This is a genomic window from Alicyclobacillus acidoterrestris (assembly GCF_022674245.1).
In the GTDB taxonomy this organism is placed as follows: domain Bacteria; phylum Bacillota; class Bacilli; order Alicyclobacillales; family Alicyclobacillaceae; genus Alicyclobacillus; species Alicyclobacillus acidoterrestris.
The window spans coordinates 2016059-2035000 of sequence record NZ_CP080467.1 but is presented as its reverse complement, the minus strand read 5'-3'; the positions used below and the strand labels follow the sequence as shown (position 1 = coordinate 2035000).

20 protein-coding genes and 1 rRNA gene (1 of these 21 running past the window's edge) are annotated in these 18942 nt (G+C 55.3%); all 21 read right to left on the bottom strand.

What is annotated here, in order from left to right; genetic code table 11:
- A 16S ribosomal RNA gene (locus K1I37_RS09550) occupies positions 1-1279 on the bottom strand; it reaches 253 nt to the left of the window's first position.
- A gap of 693 nt (positions 1280-1972) precedes the next feature.
- Positions 1973-2740 (bottom strand): tRNA (guanosine(37)-N1)-methyltransferase TrmD, encoded by a 768-nt coding sequence (trmD, locus tag K1I37_RS09545; protein ID WP_174377484.1) that lies wholly within the window; start codon positions 2738-2740, stop codon positions 1973-1975.
- A 22-nt stretch (positions 2741-2762) separates the two neighbouring features.
- Positions 2763-3299 carry a ribosome maturation factor RimM gene (rimM, locus tag K1I37_RS09540; RefSeq protein ID WP_021295484.1) on the bottom strand — a complete coding sequence of 179 codons (537 nt, stop codon included), beginning with the start codon at positions 3297-3299 and terminating at the stop codon, positions 2763-2765.
- A gap of 72 nt (positions 3300-3371) precedes the next feature.
- Positions 3372-3794 carry a YlqD family protein gene (locus K1I37_RS09535; protein ID WP_021295483.1) on the bottom strand — a complete coding sequence of 141 codons (423 nt, stop codon included), beginning with the start codon at positions 3792-3794 and terminating at the stop codon, positions 3372-3374.
- A 31-nt stretch (positions 3795-3825) separates the two neighbouring features.
- A complete protein-coding gene (locus K1I37_RS09530; protein ID WP_021295482.1) occupies positions 3826-4056 on the bottom strand; it encodes a KH domain-containing protein in 231 nt (76 codons plus the stop codon).
- 41 nt (positions 4057-4097) lie between these two features.
- Complete coding sequence (gene rpsP / locus K1I37_RS09525; RefSeq protein WP_021295481.1) at positions 4098-4370, bottom strand: 30S ribosomal protein S16; 273 nt, start codon at positions 4368-4370, stop codon at positions 4098-4100.
- 23 nt (positions 4371-4393) lie between these two features.
- Positions 4394-5866, bottom strand: coding sequence for a signal recognition particle protein (gene ffh, locus K1I37_RS09520; protein ID WP_021295480.1), 1473 nt, complete (start codon positions 5864-5866; stop codon positions 4394-4396).
- A complete protein-coding gene (gene ylxM / locus K1I37_RS09515) occupies positions 5859-6254 on the bottom strand; it encodes a YlxM family DNA-binding protein (protein WP_236613824.1) in 396 nt (131 codons plus the stop codon). The genes ffh and ylxM overlap by 8 nt, the downstream gene beginning before the upstream one ends.
- 85 nt (positions 6255-6339) lie before the next feature.
- The gene (gene ftsY, locus K1I37_RS09510; protein ID WP_021295478.1) at positions 6340-7251 is read right to left on the bottom strand and encodes a signal recognition particle-docking protein FtsY; all 912 of its coding nucleotides are present in this window, start codon (positions 7249-7251) and stop codon (positions 6340-6342) included.
- Positions 7252-7311: 60 nt separating this feature from the next.
- A complete protein-coding gene (gene smc, locus K1I37_RS09505; protein WP_021295477.1) occupies positions 7312-10884 on the bottom strand; it encodes a chromosome segregation protein SMC in 3573 nt (1190 codons plus the stop codon).
- Entirely contained in the window at positions 10865-11590 is a 726-nt protein-coding gene (gene rnc, locus K1I37_RS09500) for a ribonuclease III (RefSeq protein ID WP_021295476.1), read from the bottom strand. The genes smc and rnc overlap by 20 nt, the downstream gene beginning before the upstream one ends.
- 207 nt (positions 11591-11797) lie before the next feature.
- Positions 11798-13042, bottom strand: coding sequence for a beta-ketoacyl-ACP synthase II (gene fabF, locus K1I37_RS09495; protein WP_021295475.1), 1245 nt, complete (start codon positions 13040-13042; stop codon positions 11798-11800).
- A 70-nt stretch (positions 13043-13112) separates the two neighbouring features.
- A complete protein-coding gene (acpP, locus tag K1I37_RS09490; RefSeq protein WP_021295474.1) occupies positions 13113-13352 on the bottom strand; it encodes an acyl carrier protein in 240 nt (79 codons plus the stop codon).
- 24 nt (positions 13353-13376) lie between these two features.
- Positions 13377-14114: a 3-oxoacyl-[acyl-carrier-protein] reductase gene (gene fabG, locus K1I37_RS09485; RefSeq protein WP_040440951.1), complete on the bottom strand. Its 738-nt coding sequence runs from the start codon at positions 14112-14114 to the stop codon at positions 13377-13379.
- A 9-nt stretch (positions 14115-14123) separates the two neighbouring features.
- On the bottom strand, positions 14124-15065 hold the full coding sequence (fabD, locus tag K1I37_RS09480; RefSeq protein ID WP_021295472.1) for an ACP S-malonyltransferase: 942 nt from the start codon (positions 15063-15065) through the stop codon (positions 14124-14126).
- Between the two features lie 22 nt (positions 15066-15087).
- Entirely contained in the window at positions 15088-16083 is a 996-nt protein-coding gene (gene plsX / locus K1I37_RS09475; protein ID WP_031218038.1) for a phosphate acyltransferase PlsX, read from the bottom strand.
- Positions 16083-16670 carry a transcription factor FapR gene (fapR, locus tag K1I37_RS09470; RefSeq protein WP_223204054.1) on the bottom strand — a complete coding sequence of 196 codons (588 nt, stop codon included), beginning with the start codon at positions 16668-16670 and terminating at the stop codon, positions 16083-16085. Before fapR ends, plsX begins: the two co-directional genes overlap by 1 nt.
- A gap of 180 nt (positions 16671-16850) precedes the next feature.
- Positions 16851-17027, bottom strand: coding sequence for a 50S ribosomal protein L32 (rpmF, locus tag K1I37_RS09465; RefSeq protein ID WP_081653981.1), 177 nt, complete (start codon positions 17025-17027; stop codon positions 16851-16853).
- A gap of 23 nt (positions 17028-17050) precedes the next feature.
- Positions 17051-17569 carry a YceD family protein gene (locus tag K1I37_RS09460; RefSeq protein ID WP_021295469.1) on the bottom strand — a complete coding sequence of 173 codons (519 nt, stop codon included), beginning with the start codon at positions 17567-17569 and terminating at the stop codon, positions 17051-17053.
- 51 nt (positions 17570-17620) lie between these two features.
- Entirely contained in the window at positions 17621-18406 is a 786-nt protein-coding gene (locus K1I37_RS09455; protein WP_021295468.1) for a patatin-like phospholipase family protein, read from the bottom strand.
- A gap of 5 nt (positions 18407-18411) precedes the next feature.
- The gene (gene coaD / locus K1I37_RS09450; protein WP_021295467.1) at positions 18412-18912 is read right to left on the bottom strand and encodes a pantetheine-phosphate adenylyltransferase; all 501 of its coding nucleotides are present in this window, start codon (positions 18910-18912) and stop codon (positions 18412-18414) included.
- Positions 18913-18942 lie beyond the last annotated feature (30 nt).

Sequence of the window (18942 nt, the reverse complement as noted above, 5' to 3'; positions counted from 1 at the left end):
CTTTTTAGGTTTTGCTCCACCTCGCGGCTTCGCTTCCCGTTGTACCGCCCATTGTAGCACGTGTGTAGCCCAGGACATAAAGGGCATGATGATTTGACGTCATCCCCGCCTTCCTCCGACTTACGCCGGCAGTCACCTGTGAGTCCCCACCTCTACGTGCTGGTAACACAGATCAAGGGTTGCGCTCGTTGCGGGACTTAACCCAACATCTCACGACACGAGCTGACGACAACCATGCACCACCTGTCTCCTCTGCCCCGAAGGGAAGGTACATCTCTGCACCGGTCAGAGGGATGTCAAGCCCTGGTAAGGTTCTTCGCGTTGCTTCGAATTAAACCACATGCTCCACTGCTTGTGCGGGCCCCCGTCAATTCCTTTGAGTTTCAGTCTTGCGACCGTACTCCCCAGGCGGAGTGCTTATTGGGTTTCCTTCGGCACTGGGGTGTGTCCCCCCAACACCTAGCACTCATCGTTTACGGCGTGGACTACCAGGGTATCTAATCCTGTTTGCTCCCCACGCTTTCGTGCCTCAGCGTCAGTCACTGTCCAGCAAGGCGCCTTCGCCACTGGTATTCCTCCACATATCTACGCATTTCACCGCTACACGTGGAATTCCCCTTGCCTCTCCAGCACTCAAGTCATGCAGTTTCCAAAGCAATCCCAAGGTTGAGCCTTGGACTTTCACTTCAGACTTACACAACCGCCTACGCACGCTTTACGCCCAGTGATTCCGGACAACGCTTGCCCCCTACGTATTACCGCGGCTGCTGGCACGTAGTTAGCCGGGGCTTCCTCACTCGGTACCGTCTCACAAGGAGCTTTCCACTCTCCTTGTCGCTCTCCCCGAGCAACAGAGCTTTACAACCCGAAGGCCTTCTTCGCTCACGCGGCGTTGCTCCGTCAGGCTTGCGCCCATTGCGGAAGATTCCCTACTGCTGCCTCCCGTAGGAGTCTGGGCCGTGTCTCAGTCCCAGTGTGGCCGGTCACCCTCTCAGGTCGGCTACGCATCGTCGCCTTGGTGAGCCGTTACCTCACCAACTAGCTAATGCGCCGCGGGCTCCTCTCTCAGCGATGCAGTTGCATCTTTCAACACAAGTAGATGCCTACCCGTGTATTATCCGGCATTAGCACCCGTTTCCGAGTGTTATTCCAGTCTGAAAGGCAGATTGCCCACGTGTTACTCACCCGTCCGCCGCTAGCCCCGAAGGGCTCGCTCGACTTGCATGTATTAGGCACGCCGCCAGCGTTCGTCCTGAGCCAGGATCAAACTCTCAAAAAATGGCGTTGTTACATATGTTTCAATCGTCGCTGTGACCAAAGGTCACGTTGACCGAAACTTTTAGGCGTGTGTGTTCAGTTTTCAAGGAACCAAACCTGCTGTGAAAACCCCACAGAACTGATTCAACGAGGAACCAGATGAAGTGATTCTTTCAAGCAAGTGCCGCTTCTGTCGAAGCAGCCTAAGTATTATATCACGAACTGACGTTCGTTGTCACTGGTAAGTTTTTCATCCGTTCTTCGAGGCTGACAAAGACAACCGTCGACCACGAGACGATAAACAACCGTGACCTGTACCGCTACTGTGTCATCACAGCGCCGCCGAAGCGACAAGAAGCAATATAACATCTCTACCGACAGTATGTCAACAATAAGATTTGCTTTACAGTGTTTCTTGATGGTGTTGGGCGAGATCGTCATACAAGGAGGCGCGCACAGGGCGACGACACCCAAAGTCAAACCACCAGTACGCTACATGGCGGCCAAATTCGGCTGTCTGGCCACAGAGCAATTCGGCTATTGACAAAATAAATTTGTGCAGGAGAAGCTACGTGAACGTACCACAACTAGATGCCATACGATACACCAGCTACAGCGGGCGCTCCTTTCCCCGGGATACAGCCATCAGCACTGCGCACCGCTGTAGCCTTTTTCTACGGCGATTTTCCCAAAACTCGCCCCACAAGCTTCATCCCTACGGGATGTCGATGTCGCGAAAGTCGCCGCGCTCAAATTGTTGCAACCACTGCGCCTGCTCGTCGTCGAGGTTGAGGCCATCAAGCAGGTCTGGCCGCTCGCGCCATGTCCGATACAACGCGTGTTTCCTTCGCCATTTGGCAATCAGTTGGTGGTTCCCCGACAATAGCGTCGGCGGAACATCCATCCCCCGAAATGAAGCAGGCCGCGTGTACTGGGGGTACTCAAGTAACCGCGCTGTGTGAGACTCATCTTCGAGTGACCCCGCATTGCCGAGTACGCCTGGCAACAACCGCACCACCGTGTCAATCACGGCCATCGCCGCAATCTCACCGCCAGTCATCACGAAGTCGCCTAGAGACAATTCCTCCGTAACCAGGTGCTGACGCACTCTGTCATCAAACCCCTCATAATGACCACAGAGAAATGTGAGGCGTTCGCATGCCGCATACTCTCGCGCCACTTCCTGGTTAAATCGGCGTCCCTGCGGGGAGAGCAGAATGACGCGTCCAGCTGGAGGAGGAACTACCCCATGTCGCTCGTGAATGTCATCCATTGCGGCAAAGAGCGGCTCCGGCTTCAACAACATGCCCGCGCCGCCGCCAAATGGCGTGTCGTCGACAGTATGGTGTTTATCGGTCGCGTATTGGCGAAAGTCGACGTATTCGATGTTGGCAACGCCACTGGCAAACGCGCGCTTCATCATACTCTCGCCAAAGACGCTGGAAAACATCTGTGGAAATAACGTCAAAACAAAAATATTCAGTGCCATCTCACCCGGCCCTTTCTCAGCTCTCGTCGTCGTCTCCGATAAGGCCTGGCAAGAGGTGGATGGTCATGCGGTTGGCGGCGATATCGACCTTGAGAATACAGTCCGGAATCGCCGGCAATAAGATGTCGTCCTTGCTGAGCGGTCCACGTACGACATACACGTCGTTTGCTCCCGGTGTCAGCACTTCCTTCAACTCGCCCACAAACACGCCTTCCTCTGTGTAGACTTGAAGACCAACCAACTGATGAATGTAGTATGTACCCTCCGGCAGCGGTTCCAGTTGAGCCTCTTCCACACACAGTTCCATACCGCGCCAGCGCTCCACATCGTGGATGGTCACCAAGTCCCTAAACCCCACTATCCACATGTTCTGCTGTTGCCGCCCCGACCGGACTTCAACGGCCGCAATCGGAGAGCCACCTTCTGGGCGTACATACAATTTCGATCCGGCCGCAAAACGCTTCTCAGGAAAATCCGTGCGCGGGTATACCTTCATTTCGCCACGCAGACCGTGGGGCTTAGTCATCACGCCCACCGTGTAGTACGAAGCCATCCTTCACCTCTCCATTTCCACAAAAAAAGGTCCAACACCATGTGCTGAACCCTGGGACTGCGTCGGCCGCCATCAACCTTCGATTTTCTGACCGTTCTGGCGAATCTCCTGGATGATGCCGTCCCGAACGATAATTTCTGCCCCAAGCAAAACCTTCGTCCAGTCGTCACCCGGCTTAACAGAAACCGTGGTTTCAACGGTCATATTTTGCAACTCAGTACCCAGTTCCATCTGCTGAATTTGTTGCATTTGCTGGAACAGTTCTTCACGGCGACGTTCGCGCGTCGTGCGCTCGTTATCAATTTGTTGACGAACCTGTTGCGCGATGTCACCACCTTGTGCCATCGCCTGGGCAAGCGCTTCCTTGCCTTGAGCCTCAAGTTGCTCTATCTCGTTGCTCACCTGCTCGATTTGCCGGCGCTGCTCCTGAATGATCTGCTGCTTCGTCGTTTCCGTCAAAACCACCTTGACGGCGACAGGCTGACGAATTTCCAACCCAATCTCTCCTTCTCACTGACGACAATTGTTACGACTGAATATCTACAAATACACGCTTGTGTTGCCGATACGCAGCCGCACTGACCACGTTGCGAATGGCTTTTGCGATACGGCCTTGCCGGCCAATGACGCGGCCCATGTCGTCCGCGTGGACTTTCACCCGATAGGTGATGACATCATTATCCGTCGTCTCGACGACTTCCACCGAATCCGGGTGATCTACCAACGAGGACACCAGATATTGGACAAGCTCCTTCACACGCCATCACTCCGAAGGGCGGCACAAGGCCGCCCACAGGTTCACTTCTGTACTTTTTGTTCGTGGAACTTCTTCAAAATTCCTTCCAAGTGGAACAAGTAACGAACTTTATCAGAAGGCTGTGCACCTGTACCTAACCAATACAGTGCGCGTTCTTCGTCAATTTTAACCTGCGCTGGCTCTGTGAGCGGATTGTATGTTCCAATCTCCTCGACAAAACGGCCGTCACGAGGTGAACGGGAGTCGGCGACAACCAGACGATAGAACGGACTTTTCTTTGCACCCATACGCTTCAAACGAATCTTTACTGCCACGAAAACCACCTCCAGTTAAATTGTCATTTGCGCTTCTTTTTCGCGCGGTGATGTCGCTGTCGTGGCGCGTGCGACGTCCCCTTCGATGTCAACGATTCTTCAAGGTCAGCAAGTTGCGAAGCGTCCTTCATGCCGCCTAGGGCGCCAAGGCCCCCCATCGACTTGATGGCGTTCATCGCGCTGCGACGCCCCATCTTCTTGCCCATCCCAGACATTCGTTTCATCATTTGTTGCGTTTGCTCAAACTGATTGAGCAACTGATTGACCTCTCTTACGGTTGTCCCACTGCCATTGGCAATGCGACGGCGACGACTGGCGTTCATCACGCTCGGATCTAATCGCTCTGCCGCTGTCATCGAGGAAATGATAGCGTCCATTCGAAGGAATCGCTTATCATTCAAATCGACATTCTCAATGCCCTTCAATTTGTTCATCCCAGGAATCATTTTGAGAACCTGATCGAGCGGTCCCAAATTTCGAACCTGGCGAAACATCTCCTGAAAGTCATTGAGGCTGAAGGTGGAGGAACGCATGCGTTCTTCCATCTCTTTGGCCTTCTCGAGATCGATCCGCTCTTGCGCCCGCTCAATCAGACTTAACACGTCACCCATGCCGAGAATCCGGGACGCCAGTCTATCTGGATGAAACGGTTCAAGTGGCTCGATTTTCTCGCCAAGGCCGACATATTTAATCGGACAACCCGTGACGGCCCGTACCGTAAGCGCGGCACCGCCCCGCGCGTCGCCATCCAACTTCGTCAGAATAACCCCAGTGACGTCCAAACGCCGATGGAATGTTTCCGCCACATGCACGGCATCCTGACCTGTCATGGCATCGACCACGAGCAAAACTTCATTCGGCTCGACAGCCGACTTGATATCGTCAAGCTCCGCCATTAGATCCTCGTCAATATGCAGGCGCCCGGCCGTATCCACAAGCACGACATCCGCGCCCTGGCGTTCGGCTTCCTGCATACCCTGCCGAACAATCTCGACAGGTGACGTGTCGGTTCCCATATCGAAGACCGGAATGTCCACCTGTTTGCCGAGGACATGCAACTGATCAATCGCGGCAGGCCGATAGACGTCGGCCGCAATCATCAACGGTCGATGTTGGTGCTGGCGAAACGACAGCGCGAGTTTGGCGATAGCCGTCGTCTTCCCCGCACCCTGCAAGCCAACGAGCATAATGACAGTAGGGGGCTTCGACGCCATCTGGATTCGCGCTTGCGAGCCACCCATCAATTCCGTCAACTCTTCGTAGACGATGCGAACTACCTGTTGGCCTGGCGTCAAACTCTTTTGGACATCCTGACCCACAGCTCGCTCGCGAACGCGTTCGACAAAGTCGCGCACGACCTTCACGTTGACGTCGGCCGCCAACAGCGCCAAGCGCACTTCCCGCATCGCTTCGGCGACATCCGCCTCACTCAGCTTCCCTTTGCCGCGCAGCCGACCCATCGCCTTCTGCAAGCTGCTCGATAATCCTTCAAGCATCTACCTCACCTCCTATAAAGCCTGGCAACGTCCGATCCATTGACGCAAATGCCGCATCCATTTCCATCTGCGAAGCCGCCGAAAGTTCATGGCGAACCTTCGCCCAAACACGCATGAGCTTTGACCACGCTTCCTGCTGCGCCCGTGCCGCCGCTCGCAGTTGCAAAACAGCCTCATACTGTTCCAACTGCTCGCCGGCGCGCCGCAACTGGTCGTGAACAGCTTGACGCGTAATAGAAAGCGATTCGGCAATCTCGCTGAGCGACCAATCTTCAACGTGGTACATCTCAATAATCTGACGTTGCCGCTCTGTCAGCAGTGCACCGTAGAAGTCGTACAAATCGCCCATTCGAGTGACCTCATTCATATTATCCGCTGAAGAAGACACTGTCAAGCATATCTCCTTTACACCTTGACTTCACCGGCCACTGACCGCTACCTCTCGCGCCAACGCGCATTTCGGCGTGGCGGTTTTACGGACGGCACACCGCCTCTGCAAACGCACGTGCATCGAAAGGTTGCAAGTCGTCTATCTGCTCGCCAAGGCCAATCCATTTCACGGGGATCCCCTGCTCATGCACAATCGGCACGACGATACCCCCCTTGGCCGTGCCGTCCAATTTCGTGACGACAATGCCAGTGACGTCGACGACTTCTTTGAACACCTTGGCTTGGTTGAGTCCGTTCTGGCCCGTCGTCCCATCGAGTACCAAGAGGACTTCGTGCGGTGAACCCGGCAATTCGCGCGCCGCCACCTTGTGAATCTTCGCAAGCTCCGCCATCAAGTGCGTCTTGTTTTGTAAACGGCCTGCCGTATCGCACAAAATGATATCCGCGTTCCGCGACCGGCCCGCTTGAATTGCGTCGTAAATGACTGCAGCCGGATCTGCTCCCTGACTATGCCGCACCACATCGCAACCCGCACGCTCGCCCCAGGCTAACAACTGTTCGATGGCAGCCGCCCGGAATGTATCCGCAGCTGCCAATAGTACGCGCTTGTTCTGCTGCAAGTAATAGTTCGCCAACTTGCCAATCGTCGTCGTCTTGCCAGCGCCGTTGACGCCCACGACCAGCACGAGTGTCGGCCCCTCTGCGGCAAAATTCATGTCGCTATCGGCCTCTGAGAGCATCGCGGACATCGCCTCGACCATCAAATCAGGAAGCTCTTCAGCCTGCTCAATGCGCTTTTTGCGGGCCAGCGTTCGCACGTTCTCGACAAGGGCCATCGCCGTCTCGACGCCCATGTCCGCAGCGATAAACGCCTCTTCCATCTCTTCGTATACCGACTCGTCCAACTTGCGGGAGCGAAAGACGCTACCCAGCCGTTCCGCAAGCGTCGTCCTCGATTTCTGAAGACCCTTTTTAAAGCGGTCAAATAACCCCACGTCACGTTACCCCTTTCACAGTGGCATCTAACAACCAGAAAACCGCGCAGGTTCGTTCCCTCACGCGGTCTCAAAGTCGAGATCGTCCGTCAATCGAACACTCACCAGTGACGAAACGCCACGCTCTGGCATCGTCACTCCGTACAGTGCATCCGCCTCTTCCATCGTCCCGCGTCGGTGTGTGATGACGATAAACTGCGTCTCTCCAGCGAACATGCGCAGTTGTTGGGCAAACCGCGCGACATTCGCCTCGTCGAGCGCCGCCTCCACCTCGTCGAGCACGCAAAACGGCACCGGCCGCACGCGCAAAATCGCAAACAAGAGCGCCATCGCCGTCAGTGCCCGTTCGCCGCCGGACAACAGATTCAGGTTCTGCAGGCGCTTGCCAGGCGGTTTGGCGATGACGTCGATCCCCGTCGTCAGCGGATCGTCCGGCTGCGTCAATTCCAGCCGCGCTTCCCCGCCCCCGAATAGAACCTCAAAGGATTTGGCAAACTCCTCTTGAATCTGATGGAACGTCTCCAGAAAGCGGTTTGCCATCTCCGTGTCGATTTCCTCAATCAACTCGTCGAGCTTCTCCTGTGCAGACACGAGATCATCGCGCTGCTGCGTCAAAAAGCCAATCCGCTCCGCCAATCGCTGGTACTCCTCAATGGCGCCAAGATTGACGTCGCCCAGTGCCTGCAGCGACCGACGCAGCCGTTGAACCTCGCGTTCCAGTTCCTCAGGCGTGGTCGTGAGCGGATAACGCTCCTTGGCCCACTCATAGGTCATGCCAAAGGAATCGCCCATTTTTTGCAGTGCGTGCGCCAGATCTGCATCGGCGCGCTCGGCCGCGACCTGTGCCCGATGCAACAGTTCCTCAGCCTGTCCGAACTCCTGGCGTTCTTTGCTGACCGCCTGCTCGAGGTGCCGCACCTCAGCCTCTAACTGCAGTCGGGCCTGGCGGGCATCGTCCAAGTGCGATTGTCTGGTTGAAACCTCGTCAACTAACGTCGTCACCTGTTCGGATGCCGTTTGCGCCTGGGCCAAAAGCTTTGCCTTGCGCTCAGCAAACGCGCGGGACTCGGTCTCTGCGCTCGCCATCAACTCTTGGAGGCGAGCCTTTCGTTCAAGTGCCTCATCCAGTCGCACGCGCAGCGTATCTCGCTCCTGGCGCAAGGTAGCGACCTCAATGCGCAGCCCTGTCAGTCGTTCCTGCATGACCTGCTGCTGTTTTTCGAACTCCGCCAGCGCCTCGCGCTGCGCCGTCATCGCTTGTGCAATGGTAGCCAGGAGAGCGTCCGTTTCAGCAAGCGATCTCGCCGCTTCCTCATGTCGCTGCGCAATCGCCTCTTTGCCTGAAGCCAATTGGTGAAATTCCCATTCCAGCGCCGCTAAGCGCTCCTCTGCGGAACTTTTCGCGTGCTCGTGATCGCGTAGCGTGACTTCCAACGCCTGCTGCTGTGTGGCGTGCTGCTCCAGTACCCGCTGTGCCTCTGCCCGACGTGACTGCGCCTCTGTCACGGTCAATCGCAGCTTGGCTTGCTGCGCGCGCAAATCCTCCTCACGCGCGCGCAACTGGGCCAACTTTTCCTCGAGATCTGTACGCTCTCGCGAACGGCCCAACAGACCTGGTCCTTTACGCTGGTGATGTCCACCACTCATCACACCGCCTGGTGCGACGACGTCCCCTTGGTATGTAACAATCCGCACACGGTATTGCAACACGCGCGCGAGCGCGTTGGCATGTTCCAAGGTATCTGCGACCACTACGTTGCCGAGCAAATGCTCGACAACCTGGCGAAATGCCGCATCGGTTTCCACTAAATCGCTGGCAATCCCGACAAACCCCGCTTGTCCCCGGACGCGTTGAATCTCCGCGTCGCGCAGGCGACGGGATTGAATGACGTCAATTGGCATAAACGTCGCGCGACCAGCCTGACGCTGTTTGAGCATTTGAATGGCGGCCCGCGCATCCGCTTCGGTGGCCACCACGATGTTCTGGAGCGCCCCACCAAGTGCGGTTTCTACAGCCATTTCGACGTCCTTTGGCACCCGAACAAGTTCTGCGACCGTCCCATGAATCCCTGACAGGCGATTGCGGCTGGCCTGCTGCATGACGGTTCGAACACCTAGCGCATAACCGTCATAACCTTCCTCTAAGTCGCGCAGCAAATCATGACGAGCCGACAGCGTTTGGATGCTCGCCCGCACCTGCTGCAGTTCCGCGACTGCGCTTGCCTCAGCCGCCGTCGCCTCCTCATAAGCAGCGTCGCACGCGCGAATTTCATCCGCAGCCTGTTCGAGTTGCTGCGTCAGTTGCTGCATGGAAGCCTGAACCTCGGCGATAGCGCGGTTCGCCTGTTCAATTTGCTCTGTCCAACGCGCTGCGTCCTGCTCGTATTTTGCTCGTTTCCCCGCGTCAGACTGAAGCTGTTCCTCCAACATTTTCAACTCGTTGCGCAACGTCGCCGCCCGGTGATTGGCCTCGATATACTCCGCATTGAGATTGTCAATTTCATTGGAGATCTCAACCCGCCGCGACTCTTTCGACCCTTCGGCAGCAACTTCCAATTCCCCAGATAAAACGTGCAGCTTGCCTTCCGCCGCTTGATGCGACTCGCGAAGTTGCTCGATACTCGCATCCAGGGTCTTGAGTTCCTCGACGTGCTGCGCCTGTTGCGCTAAACGCGTACGCTCCGTCTCCTCAAGATATCCCAGTTCCTGCTCGATTAACGCCAAATCACCTTGCTGTTTCTGACGTTGCTCGACGACGGCCACGTAGTGCTGCTGCAGCTGTTCGACCTGTTGTGTGAGTTCGTCCAGCGCCTGGCGCTGCTGCTGCCATTTGGCTTCAGCCGCTTCTACGGATACCTGCGCCAAGTCTCGCGCCGCTTGTCGGTCTGCCACGCTGCGTGTGGCTTGCTGAAATCGCTCATTTAACTTGTCAATTTCAACAACCAGCAGCGCAATTTCCGCCTTTTGGAGTGCATCCGCAAACTCGCGGTAGCGCTCAGCCCGTTCCTTTTCGCGTTCGAGCGGTCCAACCTGTTCCTCTAGTTCTGCGAGGATATCCTCGACGCGAACGAGATTCGCTTTCGTCTCCTCAAGCTTGCGTTCAGCCTCCCGGCGACGATGCTTAAATTTGACGATTCCGGCGGCGTCCTCAAACGGACCACGACGATCCTCCGCCCGCGTCGACAACATTTCTTCAATTTTCCCTTGGCCGATAATGGAGTAAGCATCGCGTCCAAGACCCGTGTCCATGAACAGTTCATGGATGTCTTTCAACCGACATGGTTGGCGATTGATAAAGTATTCGCTCTCACCGGACCGGAATACGCGGCGCGTAATCGTGACTTCGTCAAAGACAACCTGCAAATGCCTGTCTTCGTTGTCGAGCACAAGTGAAACTTCACACAGATTGGTGGGTTTACGAGTCTCGCTGCCGGCAAAGATGACGTCCTCCATCTTACTGCCCCGAAGGTTGCGAACGCTCTGTTCGCCCAAAACCCATCGAATCGCGTCGGCAATATTGCTCTTCCCGCTTCCATTTGGCCCCACGACACCTGTGACACCGGGCGCTAACACCAACTTACTTTTGTCGGCAAACGACTTGAACCCGATAATTTCAATCTGTTTTAGATACACTCGTGTCCCGCTCCTCTGAAGCGCTCTCCATAAACGACTTCAAAGCTGCAGCAGCCGCCTGCTGCTCAGCTTCCTTCTTCGATTTGCCAGCGCCAATCCCCATCACTGTGTCGCCTACCGCAACATGCACGACAAATTCTCTCGCGTGAGCGGGTCCGCGCTCTTCGACAATCACATACCGAAGCGACACGCCCAGACGCTGCTGGACCCATTCTTGCAGGGCTGTCTTATAGTCGACGCCTACCTTCGCATCCGCGAGGTGTGGGATAATGTACGTATCGACGAACTCACGAACGCGATCAATCCCCTGATCAATATACAAAGCTCCGAGGAATGCCTCAAACACGTCCGCTAACAAGGCTGGGCGACGCCGTCCACCAGACCTTTCCTCGCCGCGACCCAAACGGACATACTCATCAAACTGCAGGCGTTTCGCGAACATGACGAGTGACGGCTCGCAGACAATCGCTGCGCGCATTCGCGTCAACTCCCCTTCGGGCATATGCGGATACGCCTGAAAGAGAAAATCGCTAATCAACAGTTCTAGTACCGCGTCACCCAAAAACTCTAATCGTTCGTTATCTTGAATCTGCGCCTTTCGGTGTTCGTTGCGATAGGAGGCGTGCGTAAACGCCTGCTTTAATAAATTGACTTCCTGAAAGTGCATATTCAAATTGTCCTGCAGTTCATCCCACTTGGACTTCATGTCTGTCGCTCCCCGTCGGAGATCTTGAGGCGCAGCCGCTGCGCCAATCCGAGCGGCGTCCCCTCAAAACCCTGAATGGTGCAAAGCCCCCGGTCAACGCCAGGGGCTTGCCATCAATCAACTCAAAAGAATACTCAGTCTCGGCATAATCGCTTATGTCGCCCTGAGCGGTAGGAATCAAAGAATCCACGTAATCCGTAAACAGGTTTACGCCTGTTCATACTTCTTAAAAATCAACGCCGCATTATGGCCGCCGAAGCCAAATGAATTGGACATGACATATCGGACGTCACGTTTGCGGGCAGTATTCGGCACATAGTCCAAATCGCATTCCGGATCTGGTGTTTCATAGTTAGTCGTTGGCGGAATCATGCCGTCCTTGAGCGTCAACACGCAAGCGACACCTTCGACGCCACCAGCCGCGCCCAACAAGTGGCCCGTCATCGATTTAATGGAACTCATCGCCAGCTTGTACGCATGTTCCCCAAACAGACGTTTCACCGCGAGTGTCTCAATGCGGTCGTTAAACTCTGTAGAGGTTCCATGTGCATTAATATAATCGATATCCGTCAGGTCAATACCCGCATCGGCAATCGCCGCGGACATCACGCGGACCGCGCCATCGCCATCCGGCGCTGGTGCAGTGACATGATACGCGTCTCCAGACATGCCATAGCCGACGATTTCAGCAAGGATGTTGGCTCCGCGCCGCTGCGCAAACTCAAGGTCCTCAAGTACCAAGATGCCTGCGCCTTCGCCCATGACAAACCCATCGCGGTCCTTGTCAAATGGACGGCTCGCTCTCGTCGGGTCGTCGTTGCGCGTCGACAGTGCCTTCATGTTACTGAATCCAGCCAAGGCGATGTCAACGACAGCCGCTTCAGCACCGCCAGCCACCATCGCATCTGCCGCGCCGCGCTGAATCAGTTTAAACGCGTCGCCAATGGCGTGCGAACCCGTTGCACAAGCCGACACCGGCGCGCTATTCGGGCCACGCAGACCAAAATCAATGGAGACTTGTCCAGCCGCCATGTCGCTGATCATCATTGGCACAAGGAACGGACTCACACGTTTTGGACCGCGTTCAAGCAACACGCGATAGTTGCTGAGCGTCGTGCCAATTCCTCCGATACCCGAACCGATATAAACGCCTATCCGATCCCGGTTCTCATCGGTAATCTGAAGTCCCGAATGTTCCACCGCTTCATGGGCTGCGCACACAGCGTACTGTGTGAACAAGTCCATGTGGCGAATTTCCTTTTTATCGATATAACGCTCCGGCTGAAAGTCCGTCACGAGCCCAGCGATTTTCGTCGGATAATCTGTTGTGTCAAAGCGGTCAATCTCTCGAATGCCTGACTTACCGGAGAGTAGACTTTCCCAAAAAGTAGGTACATCGTTCCCGACGGGTGTCACAACACCGAGACCTGTCACCACCACTCTTCGTGTCACGTTGTCACCCCCCTCTATATAACAGCAGCCCCGGCTCGCGCACGGGACTGTCCAAATGTGACGCGTGTGATTACTCTTGGTGAGCGCTGATGTATGTAACTACATCGCCTACCGTGCTGATCTTCTCAGCATCTTCGTCAGATATTTCCAAGTCGAACTCGTCTTCCAATTCCATAATCAGTTCGACAATGTCCAAAGAATCCGCCCCAAGATCATCCTTAAAGGTGGCTTCCATAGTAACCTTATCTTCATCGACACTCAAGCGGTCGACAATGATCTTTTTCACACGTTCAAACGTATCGTTTGCCATCCTCTCACCTCCTTCAGCAGTATACTACATGACCATGCCGCCGTCGACATTGAAGACTTGCCCAGTAATGTAACTGGCCGCATCCGATGCGAGAAAGTCCACAACCGCGGCGACATCCTCTGGCGTTCCAGCGCGTCCAAGTGGAACAGCACCTAACATCTGCTGGGTGACGTCCTCACTCAACTGCTCGGTCATGTCCGTCGCAATGTAGCCAGGCGCAACGGCATTGACGGTGATGTTGCGCGACGCGAGTTCCTTCGCCGCCGATTTGGTCAGGCCAATCATGCCTGCCTTGGCCGAAGAGTAGTTCGCCTGACCTGGATTGCCAATGATCCCTGAGACGGAAGTAATGTTAATAATACGACCACTGCGAGCCTTCATCATCGGCCGGGCAACTTGGCGAATCATATAAAAAGCCCCACGCAGGTTTGTATTGAGCACGTCGTCCCAGTCTTCATCTCTCATGCGCATCAACAGTCCGTCGCGCGCGATACCGGCGTTGTTGACCAGAACGTCAACCCGCCCGAACGCCGCAACGGCCGCATCAACCAGTCGCTTTGCGCCATCGGCTTGACTGACATCAGCCTGTTCAATCAGCGCCTGACCACCAGCGGCCTCAATCTGTGAAGCCGTCTCCTCGGCGGCGTCTCGACGCCCCTGATAATTGACTACGACACACCCACCACCGGTGCCCATCGCAACGGCAATCGCACGACCAATTCCCCGCGACGCCCCAGTCACAATCGATACTTTGGACAAAATCTGTTCCTCCTAGTTGCTGAACAGTTCAATCACTTCCGCAAGTGTAGCTTCATCTTCCACATGCGCAGTTGAAATCCCTCTATCAATTTTGCGGATTAAACCAGAAAGGACGGTTCCAGGTCCAATCTCCACAATCCGTTCCACGCCCATGCGGCGCATCGCCTGCACGTCGTCCGTCCACCGCACCGGGGAGTACAACTGCCGTTTTAATGCCTCCCGAATCTGCGATGCATCCTTGTTGGCGACACCATCCACGTTCGCGACCACTGGAATCGATGCGTCTTTGATGGCGGTCTCGTCCAACAGTGCGCCAAACGAATCCGCGGCCGCGCGCATCAAACTACAATGGAACGGTCCACTGACGGTCAACGGAATCACCCGCTTGGCGCCTTGTTCCTTGGCCAGTGCGGCGGCAGCCTGTACACCTGCAGCCGTCCCTGAGATCACAATTTGACCCGGGCAGTTGAGATTCGCCAATTCCACCACTTCGCCCGTCTGTTCCATCGCTTGTGCACACACGGAGGTGAGCGGTTCTTCATCCAACCCGAGGACGGCCGCCATCGCGCCCTGTCCAGCGGGAACCGCTTCGTCCATCAGTTGCCCCCGTCTATGTACGAGATGTACCGCATCGCCAAATGCCAGTGCGCCCGCTGCCACCAACGCGCTATATTCGCCCAGGCTATGTCCAGCTGCTACAATTGGATTTAGCTGTACGCGTTCGGTTAAGACGCGATAAAATGCGATACTCGCCGTCAACAGCGCCGGCTGCGTATGATAGGTGAGCCGCAATTGTTCCTCCGGGCCCTCCAGACACAGTTTGGTCAAATGAAACCCTAGTCTTTCGTCCGCTTCCTCGAATGTCCTACGGGCAGTCGGATACGCTTCAATCAGGGATTTACCCATCCCCACATACTGAGAACCTTGTCCTGGGAAGACGATTCCCGTCAACATGTGTGTTCCTCCTAATGTATGGTCACTTGCGCTCTTCCATCGCAGCCGACAACTTTGTTAAGACGTCGTTTGCAATAAACTTCCGACCTTGCGATAACGCCATATACCAAGCGCGCGCATTGCTGCTGCCGTGCGCCTTAATCAAGCCGCCCGCAACGCCCAGAAACGGAGCGCCACCATGCTCAGCCCAATCGTATCTATCGCGGAACCCCCGCAGTTTACCGCGGATGAGCCCACCTGCGATGCGCGTCATCAAACTCGATGTCAGCGTGTCTTTAATGCCGCTGAACAGCCCTAATCCAATGCCCTCCGCCAACTTCAACACGACGTTGCCGACAAAACCGTCGCAGACGACGACGTCAGCAACCGACCCAGCCATCATTTCACGTGCTTCGACGTTGCCGACAAAGTTCAGCCGTGATTGCGTGAGTAGTGAAAAGGTCTGCTTTACAACCGCATTGCCCTTGGTATCCTCTGTCCCAACATTGAGCAGCCCCACGCGTGGGTTCTCAATATCAAGAACGTGCTTGGCATATTCTGTAGCCATATATGCATAGGTCACCAGATTTTCTGCCGAAGCGTCCATCGTTGCTCCCGCATCGAGAAGAAGAACCCCTCTCCCATCAAACGTCGGTAGAACCGGCGCCAACGCGGGACGGTCAACGCTTGGCAGCCGACCGATAACGAGCATGCCCGCAGCCATAATCGCCCCCGTATTACCGGCGGAGACCATCACATCCGCTTCCCCATCGGCAACCATTTTGGCCGCCAAAACCAGGGAAGATTCAGGTTTGCGACGAACCGCTCGAACCGGTTCGTCATCCCCTTCAATGACTACATCGGTATGCTTCAGCGTCACGTTGTTCGGAAGATTCCCCTTTACCGCCGCCAAAATCTGTGATTCGTCCCCAATCAACACAAACCGTGTGTCGGAAAACGATGTAGCAGCTTGGCACACGGCTTCTACCGGCGCGTTGGGCGCGTAATCCCCACCCATCGCATCTACGGCCATCGTGATCACCGAGCTTCCCCCTCATCCATAAAATCCGCACCGAGGTTCGCCGGGTCTTTGTGTACCCAAACGATGCCCTGGACGGCTATCTCCGAATTCACTTGACTTACCGCGCGACAGCGAACGACGTCTCCATGTTCGCCAATCACGTCGACCCGCGCCCGAACGTTATCCCCCAGGCGAACGGGGCGGTAGAACCGCAACTCCGCCTTCGCAGTGAGGGCCACATCTGCATCCATCAAGGCCGTCGCAAGAGAGTTTATCTGCGCAAATAAAATATGTCCACGCACAATACCAGTCTTGCGAAAGACATGGACAGGCTGCACTGTCAACTCCGACTCTGCATACCGGTTGAGTTCCAGCTTAATCAGGCGCCCAATCAATTCTTGTTCGTCCAATGAGCGCAACTCATCCTGACGGTCTGACGCGACACGCCGAATCCGCTCTCGCGCTTCCGGGATGTGCAGTGCGCTCCTATCCAGGCGGATGGTCGCAACACTGACGCCAAACCGCTCCGCAAGTTGTTCGTCTGTAGCAAACGGATTTTGCTCTAACAAAGCAACTAAAGCATAGCGTCGTTCAGACTTTTTCAGAATGAAAACCCTCTTTCGATTCCACCGAACTTAGTACCACATAATAATATCCCGTTTCATCACCTGCGTCCATTCACTTTTTTACAAACCAGAAGAAGCAAGGCGCACAGACCTGTGCTACGACCCGAGGGACGATAAAAAAGACCGACCCGCTGTGGTCGGCCTTACATCCTATGATGCTTATTTCACTGCGATGACTGTTCGTCCCTTATACGTACCGCAGTTTTTGCACGCGTGGTGCGGGAGCTTGTATTCGCCGCACTGTGGGCAAGTCACCAAGGTTGGTTTTTCAAGTTTAAAGTGCGTTCGACGTAGACGTTTTCTCGTTTTAGAACTACGATGTTGTTGTACTGCCAATGCCGTGACACCCCCTTTACAGACTACCGCTCACCATCATACTCTGTTTCATCATCTGAAAGCAAGTCTTTTAATGCGGCCAATCGAGGATCGATTTTGCGCGTGTCGCAAGAACACGTCTCATGATTGCGATTGCAGCCGCACTCCGCACATAGCCCCTGACAATCCGCCTGGCAGAGCGGGCGCTCATCCAGGCTCAAAAATACAGACTCCTCGATATCTGGCGTCAAATCGAGCAGTTCTCCCTCGACCAACGGAATATCTTCCTCAGCCTGACCAGCATCCACCGCATAAGCGCGCGACAACCGCGTGGAGAGCGGGCGTTCAAACTCCGTTAGACAGCGGCTGCAGACGTAGTGGACATTCGTGTCAATCGTACCCTCTACCAATACAATCGGATCCGCCCACGTGGCCGTACCCGTGATTCGAGCGGGATCGATATCCTTCACGTCGACAACCTCCTCGGTTATCCGCGTCAATCGCTCCGTCTGATCAAATTCGACATTTCCCTCGCGCTTGATGGACTTGATGTTTAGTTGCATATTCCCTCGTTCCCTTCTAGAGGTTGTCCGAACAGATTCACTTAGTTATGATTACCCGAGCGATTGCACAGGTTGCAACAGGCGTTTAATCTCGTCTATCCGCTCGACGGTCGCGGCATAGCCAATCTCAATGGCCTCGGCGGCCCGCGTAAATTGCCCTGTCCCAATATGCGTAACTTCTGGTGTGATAGTCAATGATGATCCGCTGTTTACCTCACCGCACACTTGTTCTTGCATCATCTCAAGACTTTGCATAATGACATCCATAATCGACTTCGGCACTGTACCGACCGGCGTCACCCCGACGTCGACCCCGAGGACCACGTCACACCCCAATTCCCACGCCGCAGCCACCGGTACACGCTGGAGAACGCCACCATCGACATACACGGCGCCGTCGCGGACAACCGGGACAAATACGCCGGGAATCGAAATGCTGGCCCGCACCGCCTGCGCAATATTGCCGCTGCGAAAAACGACCAACTGGCGGCGAATGAGATCCGTCGCGACCACGGCCAGCGGAATGACCGTGTCGTCAAACGTGCCATTGCGGGTCAAGAGTCCAATTAACTGTTCCACTCTCGCCCCTTGAATTAACCCCATCTTTGGAACGGTGAAGTCGAGCCAATGTCGACGTTTCAAACTGATAGCGAGGCCACGCAACATGCGCGGTGAAGTTCCCATTGCATAGACTGCACCAACGAGCCCGCCCATACTAGATCCCGCCACGGCGTGGACAGGAATCCCATAGTCTGTCAACGCGGCAAGGACCCCAATATGCGCAAAACCTTTTGCACCACCGGATCCTAAGGCAAGCCCGAGCTTGCGCTCGCACATGTTCCTCACCCCTCGGCATTCGCCCCATTCTGCCCAATACGACGTACCAATGCATCGTTTACGACGTCTGATACAAACGCTCGCACCGATCCGCCATGTGAGGCAATATCCTTGACTAACGACGAGCTGACAAACGACAATGCTGGAGACGCAGGTACAAATAGCGTATGTACCTCGGGATACAGCGACTCGTTCATCTGCGCCATTTGCATTTCCACCTGCAAATCCGCAGGGTTACGAACGCCTCGAACGATATACGAAGCGTCCCTTGCGCGACAAAAATCGACTAACAAGCCAGAAAACGAGGCGACAGACACGTTGGCATATCCCTGTGTCGCCTCACGTGCGAATTCGACCCGTTCATCGACCGTAAACAACGGGTGCTTCGCCGGATTGTGAAGAACGCCGACGATGATCTCGTCAAACAGCCCAACGACATGCCGTAAGATATCTAAATGTCCATTTGTAATCGGATCAAATGTGCCAGGATAGACGGCGCGACGCATGTTTATTCCTCCGGTTTCCAATTGATGCAC